The following is a 14,543-nucleotide window of genomic DNA, read 5'->3' on the forward strand; positions in this document are numbered from 1 at the left end:
CCATCGCCCATGACACAGACGTTAAGCCAGCTTGAAAACAGCGGCGCTTTCATTGAACGCCATATCGGACCGGACGCCGCGCAGCAGCAAGAGATGCTGAATGCGGTTGGCGCTGAGTCGTTAAATGCGTTGATCGGCCAGATTGTGCCGAAAGACATTCAGCTCGCGACCCCGCCGCAGGTTGGCGAAGCGGCGACCGAATACGCTGCGCTGGCAGAATTAAAGGCCATCGCCGGGCGTAACAAGCGCTTCACGTCATACATTGGCATGGGTTATACCGCCGTGCAGCTGCCGCCCGTTATCCTGCGCAACATGCTGGAAAACCCTGGCTGGTACACCGCTTATACGCCTTATCAGCCGGAGGTGTCGCAGGGGCGTCTGGAAGCGCTGTTGAACTTCCAGCAGGTAACGCTGGATCTGACCGGTCTGGATATGGCCTCCGCTTCGCTGCTCGATGAAGCTACCGCGGCTGCAGAAGCGATGGCGATGGCGAAACGCATCAGCAAACTGAAAAACGCGAACCGTTTCTTCGTGGCCGCGGATGTGCATCCACAAACGCTGGATGTTGTGCGCACGCGCGCAGAAACCTTTGGTTTTGAAGTGATTGTGGATGATGCGGCGAAAGTGCTGGATCACCAGGATGTGTTCGGCGTGCTGTTACAGCAGGTGGGAACCACCGGTGAAGTCCACGACTACAGCGCGCTGATGAGTGAACTGAAGTCACGCAAAGTGATTGTCAGCGTTGCTGCCGATTTTATGGCTCTGGTTCTGCTGACCGCACCGGGCAAACAGGGTGCGGACATTGTTTTCGGCTCTGCGCAACGTTTTGGTGTACCGATGGGCTACGGCGGCCCGCACGCGGCATTCTTCGCCGCGAAAGATGAATTCAAACGCTCCATGCCTGGCCGTATTATCGGTGTATCGAAAGATGCGGCGGGCAATACCGCGCTGCGCATGGCGATGCAGACTCGTGAGCAGCATATTCGCCGCGAGAAAGCGAACTCCAACATTTGTACCTCTCAGGTGCTGCTGGCGAATATTGCCAGTCTGTATGCCGTTTATCATGGCCCCGTTGGTCTGAAACGCATTGCGAATCGTATTCACCGTCTGACCGACATTCTGGCGGCAGGCCTGCAACAGAAAGGGTTGAAACTGCGCCACGCCCACTATTTCGACACGTTGTGCGTGGAAGTGGCGGACAAAGCGGCGGTGCTGGCGCGTGCGCAAGCGGCAGAAATCAACCTGCGCAGTGATATTCATAACGCGGTAGGGATGACGCTCGACGAAACCACCACCCGTGAAAATATCATGCAGTTGTTCAATGTTCTGCTGGGCGACAGCCACGGTCTGAACATCGACACGCTGGATAAAGAGGTGGCGCACGACAGCCGTTCCATTCAGGAAAGTATGTTGCGCGATGACGCTATCCTGAGCCACCCGGTATTCAATCGCTATCACAGCGAAACTGAGATGATGCGCTACATGCATTCGCTGGAGCGTAAAGATTTGGCGCTGAATCAGGCGATGATCCCGCTGGGTTCTTGCACCATGAAGCTGAACGCGGCGGCGGAGATGATCCCAATCACCTGGCCGGAATTTGCTGAACTGCATCCGTTCTGTCCGCCAGAACAGGCGGAAGGCTACCACCAGATGATCGGCCAGCTTTCTGACTGGCTGGTCAAACTGACCGGTTACGATGCGGTCTGCATGCAGCCGAACTCCGGCGCACAGGGGGAATACGCCGGGTTGCTGGCGATCCGTCATTACCACGAAAGCCGCAACGAAGGGCATCGTGATATTTGTCTGATCCCGGCCTCTGCGCATGGGACTAACCCGGCGTCTGCACAGATGGCGGGTATGCAGGTAGTAGTGGTGGCCTGTGATAAAAACGGCAATATTGATCTCAGCGATCTGCGTAACAAAGCCGGTCAGGCGGGCGAAAACCTTTCCTGCATCATGGTGACCTATCCGTCCACTCACGGTGTTTACGAAGAGACTATCCGTGAAGTGTGCGAGATCGTGCATCAGTTCGGTGGTCAGGTTTATCTCGATGGCGCAAACATGAACGCTCAGGTGGGCATCACCTCTCCGGGCTTTATCGGTGCTGACGTTTCACACCTTAACCTGCATAAAACCTTCTGTATTCCGCACGGTGGTGGCGGTCCGGGTATGGGACCCATTGGTGTGAAATCGCACCTGGCACCGTTTGTACCGGGACACAGCGTGGTGCAAATTGAAGGAATGCTGACCCGTCAGGGCGCGGTCTCTGCTGCACCGTTCGGCAGTGCATCGATTCTACCGATCAGCTGGATGTACATCCGCATGATGGGCGCGGAAGGGCTGAAGCAGGCAAGCCAGGTAGCGATTCTGAATGCCAACTACATCGCCAGCCGCCTGAAAGACGCGTTCCCGGTTCTGTATACCGGTCGCGATGGTCGCGTGGCGCACGAGTGTATTCTCGATATTCGTCCACTGAAAGAAGAGACAGGCATCAGTGAACTGGATATTGCCAAACGCTTGATCGACTACGGCTTCCACGCGCCAACCATGTCGTTCCCGGTTGCGGGTACGCTGATGGTTGAACCAACGGAATCTGAAAGCAAAGTGGAACTGGATCGCTTTATCAACGCCATGCTGGCGATTCGCGCAGAAATTGACAGCGTGAAAGCGGGTGTCTGGTCGCTGGAAGATAACCCCCTGGTTAATGCGCCGCATACCCAGAATGAGCTGGTGGCAGAGTGGAATCACGGTTACAGCCGTGAAGTCGCCGTATTCCCGGCGGGGGTTGCGAACAAGTACTGGCCTACCGTGAAGCGTCTTGATGACGTTTACGGCGACCGTAATCTGTTCTGCTCCTGCGTGCCGATGAGCGAATACCAGTAATCTGCTGATTCGACTATCTTTTAAAGGCGCTTCGGCGCCTTTATTCTTTTTGGGGGAAAATGGCATGGCAATAGCATTAGTTACCGGCGGTAGCCGCGGTATCGGTCGCGCGACGGCCCTGCTGCTGGCACAGGAAGGTTATACGGTTGCCGTCAACTTTCATCACAATATTCGGGCCGCCACTGAGGTGGTGAACAACATTGTCGCCGATGGGGGAAACGCGTTTACCCTGCGCGCGGATATCAGTGACGAAGCGCAGGTTGTGGCGATGTTCGAATCGATCGATCGTGAAAATGAGCCACTTGTGGCGCTGGTCAATAATGCCGGAATTTTGTTTGAACAAAGTACGATCGAAAACCTTTCTGCCGAGCGGATTAACCGCGTGCTGGCGACCAACGTGACGGGGGATTTCCTCTGCTGTCGCGAAGCGGTCAAACGCATGTCTCACAAGCACGGCGGCCACGGCGGGGCGATCGTGAACGTGTCGTCAGCCGCATCGCGTCTGGGGGCTCCGGGGGAATATGTTGACTACGCGGCGTCGAAAGGGGCCGTCGATTCTCTGACGACGGGTCTGGCGCTGGAGGTCGCGGCGCAGGGGATCCGCGTTAACGGCGTGCGTCCGGGCCTGATCTACACCGAAATCCACGCCTCCGGCGGCGAGCCTGGGCGGGTGGATCGCGTAAAGTCGATGTTACCCATGCAGCGCGGTGGACAGCCGGAAGAGGTGGCGCAAGCCATTAGCTGGCTGCTGAGCGAAAAAGCGTCGTATGTCACGGGCAGTTTTCTGGAGCTGGCGGGCGGGAAGTAGGGCAGGGTGTGCCGGATAGCGGCGTAAACGCCTTATCCGGCCTGTGGAAACAGAATCTGTAGGCCGGATAAGCGTAGCGCCATCCGGCAACCCCTTAGAGATCCTCGCCGTTGCTGGCGATCACCGCTTTGTACCAGTCGAAGCTCTTCTTGCGTGAACGCGACATATCGCCCGTACCGTCGTCGTGCTTGTTCACATAGATAAAGCCGTAGCGTTTGCTGTACTGGCCGGTAGTGAAAGAGACACAGTCGATGCAGCCCCATGGCGTGTAGCCCATCAGGTCCACACCGTCATACGTTATCGCCTTCATCATCTCTTCGATATGGGCGCGCAGATAGTCGATGCGATAGTCGTCGTTAATGCTGCCATCATCTTCCACTTTATCGTAAGCGCCAAAGCCGTTTTCAACGATGAACAACGGTTTCTGATAACGCTCATACAGTTCGCACAGAGAGTAGCGAAGGCCCACCGGGTCAATCTGCCAGCCCCAATCGGAGGCTTTGACGTGCGGGTTCGGTACGCTGCCTTCGAAACCCGAAATAGCATCGCCGCTTCCGCCTTCGGCCTTCACCGCGTTGGTCATGTAGTAGCTGAAGCCGAGATAATCGCAGGTGCCTTCACGCAGAATCGCGGTATCGCCATCTTCCATTTTGATGTTAAAACCACGACGCTCCCACTCGTTGAGGACATAGGAAGGATAGTAGCCACGCAGTTGAACGTCGGTGAAAACATAGCGCTCGCGCATGGATTCCTGGGCGAACATGACGTCCTCTGGCTTGCAGGAGAAAGGATACAGCGCGACCATCGCCAGCATGCAGCCCACTTTCATCTCCGGATTGATGCGACGCGCCGCCTTCACCGCTAACGCACTGGCGACAAACTGGTGGTGCAGTACCTGGTACATGGTCTCTTCCGGGTTTTCGTGCTCGGTATAGACCACGCCGGAACAGCAATAACCGAACAGCGGCGCGCGCCAGTTACGCTGGTTATTGATCTCGTTGAAGGTCATCCAGTATTTGACTTTATGCTTGTAGCGTTCAAACACCACTTCGGCAAAACGAACAAAGAAATCAACAACCTTACGGTTAGTCCAGCCACCGTATTGCTGAACCAGGTGTAACGGCATTTCAAAATGAGAAAGGGTAATGACCGGCTCGATATTGTACCTGAGCAACTCGTCAAACATGTCGTCGTAAAATTTCAGCCCTTCTTCATTTGGCTGCGTTTCGTCACCTTGCGGGAAGATTCGGGTCCACGCGATGGACGTGCGGAAACATTTGAAGCCCATTTCGGCAAACAGCTTGATGTCTTCTTTGTAGTGACCATAAAAATCGACCGCTTCGTGGTTCGGGTAGTATTTACCCGGCACCACTTGCTGGGTGATTTCACGGGGTACGCCATGCGCGCCGCCGGTCAGGACATCACAAATGCTGGGACCTTTCCCGCCTTTGTTCCAGCCGCCTTCAACCTGATGTGCAGCAACCGCGCCGCCCCAGAGAAAATCTTTCGGTAAGGTGAGTTTTTTCATCGTTGCGTCATCTCAAATTAATACAAACTGAGTTGAGTCTAACAAAGGGATGGTAAATGTCACGATATAACAAAATAGCGAAACGGTAATTTGTTACCGCCAAAAAACAGTCTGTTTTTTTACGCTAATTTTTTCGCCAGCTTTCGCCCGAGAGATTCGAGAATATAAATAACAGGAATTTGCGTGGTAATATCGTACACGCCGGCAATACGGGTTTGTGGTACATGCCAGGAAAGATTAAAGTCCGCCAGTTTGGCGAGTCGCGAGTGTTCATGGCTGGTAATCGAAAGCACTTTGCACTTATGCAGACTGAACTGGCTGGCAAACCGCAGGATCTCTTCCGTTTCGCCAGAGACTGATAACACAATCGCCAGCGCATTACGTGCCATGTCATTAGTGACCGGGAAATAGGGATCGTCAATATGGTTGCTGAATTTTCCAACGTTTGAGAAAAAGCGCGCGCCATATTTCGCTAAGGATCCTGATGTGCCGGCACCGACAAATATAATACGCTCGGACGATAAAATAATGTCTACCGCCTGATCGAGCAATTGATCAAATTCATCGTTATTTACCCCTTTAAAGAAACTGATAATCTCGCTGGCGCCAAAATTAGCCTGTTGTGGTTCGTTCTGCTCTAAATATAATTTAAAGCGCACGCGAAATTCGGAGTAACCTTCACAGTTAAGCTTGCGACAAAAACGCAGCACGGTAGTGGTTGATACACCCGCTGCTTCAGCCAGTTCCCGAATGGTCATATACATAACTTTGTCACGGTTTTTGATGACGTAGTTGTAGACCAACATCTCAATGTTGTTGAGACTGGCGATGGCAGCGTGGGAGAACATACTCACAATGGCAATACTCACTCATCAGATTTTACCTACAGGGAATAATAACATGCAGCCAAATGACATCACTTTTTTTCAGCGTTTCCAGGACGACATTCTGGCAGGGCGTAAAACGATCACCATTCGCGATGAGTCTGAATCTCACTTCAGGGCCGGTGACATTTTGCGGGTAGGGCGTTTTGAGGACGATGGTTACTTTTGCACGATTGAGGTGCAGGGAACGTCAACCGTCACGCTCGATACACTGACGGAAAAACATGCTCAACAAGAGAACATGACGCTGGAGGAACTGAAGCGGGTGATTCGCGAGATTTACCCGAACCAGACACAGTTTTATGTTATTGATTTTAAATGCCTTTGAATTAAACGAACAACTGTTAGTTGAAAGTTGTATTTTAATATTTTGATTTATAAGGATTATTTATAATTTGATATTTATTTTGGCTTACAGGTGTTCACTGGAACCATTCTCAGTTACGCTAGAAGCGCAATCACGAACGTGTTCGTTTCACCGGAGTAAGTTATGGTCCAGAAGCCATTAATCGCACAGGGATATTCACTGGCAGAGGAAATCGCCAACAGCATCAGTCACGGCATTGGGCTGGTGTTTGGTATCGTCGGTCTGGTGTTGTTGCTGGTGCAGGCGGTGGATATGAATGCCAGCGCGACGGCGATTACCAGCTACAGCCTGTACGGCGGCAGCATGATTCTGTTGTTTCTGGCGTCGACTTTGTATCACGCTATTCCACATCAGCGGGCGAAGGTCTGGCTGAAAAAATTCGATCACTGCGCTATCTACCTGCTTATTGCCGGGACCTATACGCCGTTTCTGCTGGTGGGGTTGGATTCAGCTCTGGCGCGTGGGCTGATGATTGTGATCTGGAGCCTGGCGCTGCTCGGTATTTTATTCAAACTGACGATAGCCCATCGGTTTAAGGTGCTGTCGCTGGTGACCTATCTGACGATGGGCTGGCTGTCGCTGATTGTGGTATATCAACTGGCAATCAAACTGGCGGCGGGAGGCGTAACGCTACTGGCCGTCGGCGGCGTGGTCTATTCGCTGGGCGTGATTTTCTACGTCAGCAAACGTATTCCTTACAACCATGCCATCTGGCACGGGTTTGTGCTGGGTGGCAGCGTGTGCCACTTTCTGGCGATCTATTTGTATGTAGGGCAGGCTTAATATTCTGCTGCCTTATCAGACCTACGTGAGCGTGCCTGTAGGTCTGATAAGCGAAACGCCATCAGGCAGGAGATGCCGGATAGCGGCGTAAACGCCTTATCCGGCCTGGAGAGTTACGCTTCCAGCGAATAGGGCAGCGGTTTGATGTGCAACGTGTTGGCATCGTCGCGTACGCGGAATACGCTGTCGGCTTCCATATCGTTGTTCATCACTACCTGTACCAGTAGCTGACCATCATCCAGTTGCACTGCCGCGAGAACAGTGCCAGTACGACGCCAGTTCTCGCCCATTTGCATCTCAAGATCGTCCCCCGCTTCTGGTACACGACTGGCTTTACCCGCCAGAGACCACAATGCACGTTTGTTCGCCCCGCGGAATTTTGCTCGCGCCACCATCTCCTGCCCGGTATAACAGCCTTTCTTAAAACTGATCCCCCCCAGCGCCTGAAGGTTGGTCGCCTGCGGAATGAACTGCGCGCTGTTGGCGGAATCAATCACCGGAAGTCCGGCCTCAATATCCAGCGCCAGCCACTGCTGACTGTTATTCAGTTCGGCTTCGCCGCGCAGTTTTTCGGTCACCGTTTCCGCGGTTGTCACATCCGTAATCAACAGGAAGCGTTCCACCGGATGTTCAAACCACAGCAGGGTGGTCGCCCCTTCACGCGTGACGGGCTTTTCGCTGTCAGGCAGTTCACTAAACAAATTCGCCAGTGCGGCACGCGCCTGGAAACCCGCAACGCCCAGCAGCACGCGCTCATCGTCTGGGGCGATCGTCACTTTCGAGAACACGGCGTATTTTTTCAGTTCAGTTACCTGCGCGTCGCGCAGACTGCGGCGTTCAATCCAGGCAAAACCGTCACCGTCGCGGAACAGTCGCAGGTTGCTCCACATTTTGCCTTTGGCGTCGCAATGGGCGGCCAGGACGTGCTGGTGCTCAGTCAGCAGGCTCACGTCCGCCGTTACCTGACCCTGGATATACTTCTCGCTGTCAGCCCCGGTAATTGTAGCCAGCGCCCAGTCATCTAATGTCATCAACGTCACGGGCAAACGTGCAGACGCTGACGGTTGGCGAGGTGGAAATGGAGTAAATGCCATAAAAATGTCCTGATTTGCTTAACGCAGTGATAATGACTAATGGTAAAAGAGCTATTGCCCAATGCAAGCGCTTTGATAGTCCCATTTGTGCCTTATCGTCTAGATTGCGAGGCGGCATCCAGAAAACATGAACCCATTGACTTATTGGGGATTTAATTAGCGATCGCGCTTGTGGTTACGGATATTCCCGCAAAACAGGATGAAAAACACGTTACAATAGCCGGGTAGTTCATTTGAGTGAGACAGGAAGAAAAACATGGATATTAACAATAAAGCACGTATTCACTGGGCATGCCGACGCGGTATGCGTGAACTCGATATTTCCATCATGCCGTTTTTCGAACATGAATACGACACGTTGAGCGATGATGAAAAACGTATTTTTATTCGTCTTCTGGAGTGCGATGACCCGGATTTATTCAACTGGTTGATGAATCACGGTAAGCCGGCAGATGCTGAACTGGAGCAGATGGTACGACTCATTCAGACACGGAATCGGGATCGTGGTCCTGTGGCAATCTGATCTTCGCGTCTCGTGGCGCGCACAGTGGCTATCGCTACTCCTGCATGGGCTGGTGGCTGCGGCTATTCTGTTAATGCCATGGCCGCTGAGTTACACGCCGCTGTGGTTGATACTGCTTTCGCTGGTGGTATTTGACTGTGTTCGCAGCCAGCGGCGAATTAACGCCCGTCAGGGAGAGGTAAAACTTCTGATGGATGGACGGCTCCGCTGGCAGGGGCAGGACTGGCTTATCGTCAGTGCTCCGTGGATGATCAAAACTGGCATGATGCTGCGTTTGCGTTCGGAAACCGGTAAACGCCAGCATTTGTGGCTCGCGGCAGACAGTATGGATGAGGCAGAATGGCGGGATTTACGCCGCCTGATGATGCAAAAGTCGACGCTGGGATAGGCGTGATGAGCGAAATACACTGGCAAGGCTGACGGCAAATACCGTCAGCCCGGCGGGGTCAGGTATCAGGGAGTCTGATCAGGAATAGTGCTCGGCCATTTCACCGAGAATTTGTTCGCACCATGCCTGAATACGCTCATCGCTGAGATCGTATTGATTGGTTTCATCCAGGGCGAGGCCGACGAACAACTGCCCCTCGGCAATGACCGGTTTAGGGCTGGTGAACTCGTAGCCTTCAGTAGGCCAGTAACCGACGAATTTGACGCCTTTGATCGACAGTTTGTCATGCAGCATGCCCAGCGCATCAAGGAACCACTCGCCGTAGCCTAACTGGTCGCCCATACCGTAAAGTGCGACAATTTTGCCTTCGAGGTGGAGCTCATCCAGTTGATCCCAGACGGCCTCCCAGTCCTCCTGAATTTCACCGAAATCCCAGGTGGGAATGCCTAAGATCAGCACATCGTACTGCTCCATCAGGGCCGGGGCATCATCTTTCAGATTATGCAGCGTCACCAGTTCCGGGCCGATGATGTCGCGAATTTTCTCCGCCGCCATCTCGGTGTAGCAGGTGCTGGAACCGTAAAAAAGACCAATATTCATCGCGTAAACGTCTCAATACTTGCTATGACTTTGCGCGTAGTGTACCAGAAACCCGTATCATTGAGTCATAATGGCGGATTGCAGAATCAAAGAGGCTGATGTGGAACAGGATCTTGCGCGCATCGAACAATTCCTTGATGCGCTCTGGCTGGAGAAAAATCTGGCGGAAAATACGCTGAGCGCCTATCGCCGCGATTTGACCATGCTGGTGGAGTGGCTCGCGCACCGTCAGGTGTCGCTGGATACTGCGCAAAGCGACGATCTGCAGGCATTGCTGGCCGAACGGATGGATGGCGGGTATAAAGCAACCAGTACCGCACGACTGCTGAGCGCGGTGCGGCGGCTTTTTCAGCATCTTTACCGCGAGAAAATCCGCCCAGACGATCCGAGCGCAACGCTGGCATCGCCAAAACTCCCGCAGCGCCTGCCGAAAGATCTCAGTGAAGCGCAAGTTGAGAGATTATTACAAGCGCCAGTGGTTGACCAACCGCTGGAGTTACGTGATAAAGCGATGCTTGAGATTTTATATGCCACCGGACTGCGCGTGTCTGAACTGGTCGGGCTGACGATGAGCGATGTCAGTTTGCGTCAGGGTGTGGTTCGGGTGATTGGTAAAGGCAATAAAGAGCGTCTCGTTCCACTGGGTGAAGAGGCGGTGTACTGGCTGGAGACGTACCTGGAGCATGGGCGTCCGTGGCTGCTGAACGGCGTGTCGATTGACGTGCTGTTTCCCAGCCAGCGCGCCCAGCAGATGACACGACAGACGTTCTGGCACCGCATTAAGCACTATGCCGTCTTAGCGGGAATCGACAGTGAAAAGCTGTCACCGCACGTTTTACGCCACGCATTTGCCACGCATTTGCTCAATCATGGCGCTGATTTACGCGTGGTGCAGATGTTGCTGGGTCACAGCGATCTCTCCACCACCCAGATTTATACTCATGTTGCAACAGCGCGTTTGCGTCAACTTCATCAACAGCATCACCCAAGAGCGTGAATGCTGAGCGAACAGGAAAGGTTATGAAAAAAGGTTTAATGCTGTTTACCCTGCTGACCACCGCGTTTTCCGGCCTGGCACACGCCGACGACGCCGCGATCCGCCAGTCTCTGACGAAACTGGGCGTGCAGAGTACGGATATTCAGCCCGCCCCGATTGCCGGGATGAAAACGGTGCTGACCAACAGTGGTGTGCTGTACGTGACGGAAGACGGTAAACATATCATTCAGGGGCCGATGTACGATGTCAGCGGCGCGACGCCGGTCAACGTGACGAATCAACTGCTGATGAAGCACCTGAATGCGCTGGAAAATGAAATGATCGTCTATAAAGCGCCGCAGGAAAAACACGTTATTACCGTCTTCACCGACATCACCTGTGGCTACTGTCACAAGCTGCATGAAGAAATGAAGGACTACAATGCGCTGGGTATTACCGTTCGCTATCTCGCCTTCCCACGTCAGGGACTGGAAAGCCAGGCCGAACAGGATATGAAGTCCATCTGGTGTGCGAAAGACAAAACAAAAGCGTTTGATGATGCAATGGCAGGCAAAGGCGTGAAAGCCGCAACCTGCGACGTGAATATCGCGGATCACTACGCGCTGGGTGTGCAGTTTGGTGTAAGCGGCACACCAGCCATTGTGCTGAGCAACGGCTATGTCGTGCCAGGTTATCAGGGACCGAAAGAGATGAAAGCGTTTCTTGACGAGCACCAAAAACAGACCAGTGGTAAGTAATTCGCGTGAAACAACAGATACAACTTCGTCGGCGGGAAGTCGATGAGTCGGCAGAGCTGCCTGCCGACCTTTCGCCGCTGTTGCGCCGCTTATATGCCAGTCGTGGTGTTCGCAGCGCCCAGGATCTCGAGCGCAGCGTAAAAGGCATGCTGCCCTGGCAGCAACTGAGCGGCGTCGAAAAAGCGGTCGAAATCCTCTATAACGCCTTTCGCGAGGGGACGCGCATCATCGTCGTCGGCGACTTCGATGCGGATGGGGCAACCAGCACCGCCCTGAGCGTACTGGGGATGCGCTCGCTGGGCTGCGATAACATCAGCTACCTGGTGCCAAACCGTTTTGAGGATGGTTACGGCTTAAGCCCGGAAGTAGTCGATCAGGCCCATGCGCGCGGTGCACAACTGATTGTCACCGTCGATAACGGTATTTCTTCCCATGCCGGTGTGGATCATGCCAGGGCACTGGGGATCCCGGTGGTGGTTACCGATCACCACCTGCCTGGCGAAACGCTGCCGGCTGCCGAAGCCATTATCAACCCGAATCTGACCGATTGTGATTTCCCGTCGAAATCGCTGGCCGGCGTGGGCGTGGCGTTTTACCTGATGCTCGCCCTACGCACTTTTCTGCGCGATAAGGGCTGGTTTGACGAACGTGGCATTGCGCCGCCGAACCTGGCGGATCTGCTCGATCTGGTTGCGCTGGGCACCGTGGCGGACGTGGTGCCGCTGGATGCCAACAACCGGATCCTCACCTGGCAGGGCTTAAGCCGCATCCGTGCCGGAAAATGCCGTCCAGGGATCAAAGCGTTGCTGGAAGTCTCCAATCGTGATGCGCAAAAGCTCGCTGCCAGTGATTTAGGCTTCGCGCTCGGTCCGCGTCTGAACGCTGCGGGCCGGTTAGATGATATGTCCGTCGGTGTGGCACTATTGCTGTGCGATAACATCGGCGAAGCGCGGGTACTGGCCAATGAGTTGGATGCGCTGAATCAGACGCGTAAAGAGATTGAGCAAGGGATGCAGGCGGAAGCGCTGACCTTGTGCGAGAAGCTGGAGCGCAGTCGCGAGACGCTGCCAGGCGGTCTGGCGATGTATCATCCTGAGTGGCACCAGGGAGTGGTCGGGATCCTCGCCTCGCGGATTAAAGAGCGTTTTCACCGCCCGGTGATCGCTTTTGCACCGGCAGGTGACGGCACGCTGAAAGGCTCCGGACGCTCCATTCAGGGACTGCACATGCGAGATGCGCTGGAGCGACTGGATACGCTGCATCCAGGACTGATGATTAAATTCGGTGGTCATGCAATGGCGGCGGGACTGTCGCTGGAAGAGGCGAAATTCGACCTGTTCCAGCAGCGTTTTGGCGAGCTGGTCACCGAATGGCTGGATCCGTCGTTGTTACAAGGGGAAGTCGTCTCTGACGGTCCGCTGAGCGCGGCGGAGATGACGATGGAGGTCGCGCAACTGCTGCGTGACGCCGGTCCATGGGGACAGATGTTCCCTGAACCGTTGTTTGACGGGCGTTTCCGTCTGCTTCAGCAGCGTCTGGTCGGCGAGCGGCATTTGAAAGTGATGGTCGAACCCGTTGGCGGAGGACCGCTGCTGGACGGTATTGCCTTTAACGTCGATACCGCCTGCTGGCCGGATAACGGCGTGCGCGAAGTTGAACTGGCCTACAAACTGGATATTAACGAATTTCGCGGTAACCGCAGTTTGCAGATCATCATCGATAATATCTGGCCTGTGTAATCTGACCAATTTACCGTCACTATTCTCTATAAATAAGCGCGTGGATTGGGTACAATCCCGCTCTTATCACCGCATTTTGACAAGTCCAATAAAAGAAATCAGACCATGTTTGAAATTAATCCGGTAAAAAACCGCATTCAGGACCTCACGGAGCGCTCTGACGTTCTTAGGGGGTATCTTTGACTATGATGCCAAGAAAGAGCGTCTGGAAGAAGTAAACGCCGAGCTGGAACAGCCGGACGTCTGGAACGAACCCGAACGCGCACAGGCGCTGGGCAAAGAACGTTCCTCGCTTGAAGCGATTGTCGACACCCTCGACCAAATGTCTCAGGGTCTGGAAGATGTTTCCGGCCTGCTGGATCTGGCTGTAGAAGCCGACGACGAAGAAACCTTTAACGAAGCCGTTGCGGAACTCGATACGCTTGACGAAAAACTGGCGCAGCTGGAGTTCCGTCGTATGTTCTCCGGTGAGTATGACAGCGCCGATTGCTACCTTGATATCCAGGCCGGTTCAGGCGGTACTGAAGCGCAGGACTGGGCAAGTATGCTGGAGCGTATGTATCTGCGCTGGGCAGAAGCACGCGGCTTCAAGACCGAAATTATTGAAGAGTCAGAAGGGGAAGTGGCCGGGATCAAATCCGTGACCATTAAGATTTCTGGCGAATATGCCTACGGCTGGCTGCGTACGGAAACCGGCGTTCACCGTCTGGTGCGTAAAAGCCCGTTCGACTCCGGCGGTCGTCGCCATACCTCGTTCAGTTCTGCGTTCGTGTACCCGGAAGTGGATGACGATATTGATATCGAAATCAACCCGGCAGACCTGCGTATCGACGTGTATCGCGCATCCGGCGCGGGCGGTCAGCACGTTAACCGTACCGAATCTGCGGTGCGTATTACGCACATCCCAACCGGGATTGTCACGCAGTGCCAGAACGACCGTTCCCAGCACAAGAACAAAGACCAGGCCATGAAGCAGATGAAAGCAAAGCTTTATGAACTGGAAATGCAGAAGAAGAACGCCGAGAAGCAGGCGATGGAAGATACCAAATCCGATATCGGCTGGGGAAGCCAGATTCGTTCTTACGTCCTTGATGACTCCCGCATTAAAGACTTGCGTACCGGGGTTGAAACCCGCAACACGCAGGCCGTGCTGGACGGCAGCCTGGATCAATTTATCGAAGCAAGTTTGAAAGCAGGGTTATGAGGAACCAA

The 14,543-nt window shown here is 54.0% G+C and carries 14 protein-coding genes; 10 read left to right on the plus strand and 4 right to left on the minus strand.

Annotated elements, in window-relative coordinates:
* Window positions 1-9: 9 nt before the first annotated feature.
* Window positions 10-2,883 (plus strand): aminomethyl-transferring glycine dehydrogenase, encoded by a 2,874-nt coding sequence (gcvP, locus tag I6L53_RS03695; RefSeq protein WP_042322108.1) that lies wholly within the window; start codon window positions 10-12, stop codon window positions 2,881-2,883.
* Window positions 2,884-2,947: 64 nt separating this feature from the next.
* Window positions 2,948-3,691 carry an SDR family oxidoreductase gene (locus I6L53_RS03700; RefSeq protein WP_042322111.1) on the plus strand — a complete coding sequence of 248 codons (744 nt, stop codon included), beginning with the start codon at window positions 2,948-2,950 and terminating at the stop codon, window positions 3,689-3,691.
* Window positions 3,692-3,785: 94 nt separating this feature from the next.
* Here I6L53_RS03700 and bglA read toward each other — a convergent pair whose 3' ends face one another.
* Together bglA and I6L53_RS03710 are read right to left on the minus strand one after the other, a co-directional pair.
* Window positions 3,786-5,219, minus strand: a complete 1,434-nt coding sequence (gene bglA, locus I6L53_RS03705) for a 6-phospho-beta-glucosidase BglA (RefSeq protein ID WP_042322113.1) — start codon at window positions 5,217-5,219, stop codon at window positions 3,786-3,788.
* A 119-nt stretch (window positions 5,220-5,338) separates the two neighbouring features.
* The gene (locus I6L53_RS03710; protein ID WP_042322114.1) at window positions 5,339-6,067 is read right to left on the minus strand and encodes a MurR/RpiR family transcriptional regulator; all 729 of its coding nucleotides are present in this window, start codon (window positions 6,065-6,067) and stop codon (window positions 5,339-5,341) included.
* Between the two features lie 52 nt (window positions 6,068-6,119).
* On the opposite strand from I6L53_RS03710, the gene yqfB reads away from it, so the two are divergent.
* Window positions 6,120-6,431, plus strand: coding sequence for a N(4)-acetylcytidine aminohydrolase (gene yqfB, locus I6L53_RS03715; protein ID WP_042322117.1), 312 nt, complete (start codon window positions 6,120-6,122; stop codon window positions 6,429-6,431).
* A 162-nt stretch (window positions 6,432-6,593) separates the two neighbouring features.
* Window positions 6,594-7,253 carry a PAQR family membrane homeostasis protein TrhA gene (gene trhA / locus I6L53_RS03720; protein ID WP_042322119.1) on the plus strand — a complete coding sequence of 220 codons (660 nt, stop codon included), beginning with the start codon at window positions 6,594-6,596 and terminating at the stop codon, window positions 7,251-7,253.
* A 113-nt stretch (window positions 7,254-7,366) separates the two neighbouring features.
* On the opposite strand, the gene ygfZ is transcribed toward trhA, so the two are convergent.
* Window positions 7,367-8,347, minus strand: coding sequence for a tRNA-modifying protein YgfZ (ygfZ, locus tag I6L53_RS03725; RefSeq protein WP_042322121.1), 981 nt, complete (start codon window positions 8,345-8,347; stop codon window positions 7,367-7,369).
* 256 nt (window positions 8,348-8,603) lie between these two features.
* On the opposite strand from ygfZ, the gene sdhE reads away from it, so the two are divergent.
* Window positions 8,604-8,870 (plus strand): FAD assembly factor SdhE, encoded by a 267-nt coding sequence (sdhE, locus tag I6L53_RS03730; RefSeq protein WP_042322123.1) that lies wholly within the window; start codon window positions 8,604-8,606, stop codon window positions 8,868-8,870.
* Window positions 8,851-9,258, plus strand: coding sequence for a protein YgfX (locus I6L53_RS03735; RefSeq protein ID WP_042322126.1), 408 nt, complete (start codon window positions 8,851-8,853; stop codon window positions 9,256-9,258). The genes sdhE and I6L53_RS03735 overlap by 20 nt, the downstream gene beginning before the upstream one ends.
* A gap of 78 nt (window positions 9,259-9,336) precedes the next feature.
* Here the strand turns inward: I6L53_RS03735 and fldB are convergent, their stop codons facing one another.
* Entirely contained in the window at window positions 9,337-9,858 is a 522-nt protein-coding gene (gene fldB / locus I6L53_RS03740; protein ID WP_042322127.1) for a flavodoxin FldB, read from the minus strand.
* 100 nt (window positions 9,859-9,958) lie between these two features.
* Between fldB and xerD the strand changes: the two genes are divergently transcribed.
* From xerD to prfB, 4 genes are all read left to right on the plus strand, one after another.
* Window positions 9,959-10,855, plus strand: coding sequence for a site-specific tyrosine recombinase XerD (gene xerD, locus I6L53_RS03745; protein ID WP_042322732.1), 897 nt, complete (start codon window positions 9,959-9,961; stop codon window positions 10,853-10,855).
* Window positions 10,856-10,878: 23 nt separating this feature from the next.
* The gene (gene dsbC, locus I6L53_RS03750; RefSeq protein WP_042322130.1) at window positions 10,879-11,592 is read left to right on the plus strand and encodes a bifunctional protein-disulfide isomerase/oxidoreductase DsbC; all 714 of its coding nucleotides are present in this window, start codon (window positions 10,879-10,881) and stop codon (window positions 11,590-11,592) included.
* A 5-nt stretch (window positions 11,593-11,597) separates the two neighbouring features.
* Window positions 11,598-13,331, plus strand: a complete 1,734-nt coding sequence (recJ, locus tag I6L53_RS03755) for a single-stranded-DNA-specific exonuclease RecJ (protein WP_042322132.1) — start codon at window positions 11,598-11,600, stop codon at window positions 13,329-13,331.
* A 105-nt stretch (window positions 13,332-13,436) separates the two neighbouring features.
* Window positions 13,437-14,535 (plus strand): peptide chain release factor 2 gene (gene prfB / locus I6L53_RS03760; RefSeq protein ID WP_099433741.1). Its coding sequence is split into 2 segments (ribosomal slippage): window positions 13,437-13,511 and window positions 13,513-14,535, totalling 1,098 coding nucleotides; the frame shifts between segments, so codons are not numbered across the junction.
* Window positions 14,536-14,543 lie beyond the last annotated feature (8 nt).

This window comes from Citrobacter farmeri, from assembly GCF_019048065.1.
Taxonomy (GTDB): domain Bacteria; phylum Pseudomonadota; class Gammaproteobacteria; order Enterobacterales; family Enterobacteriaceae; genus Citrobacter_A; species Citrobacter_A farmeri.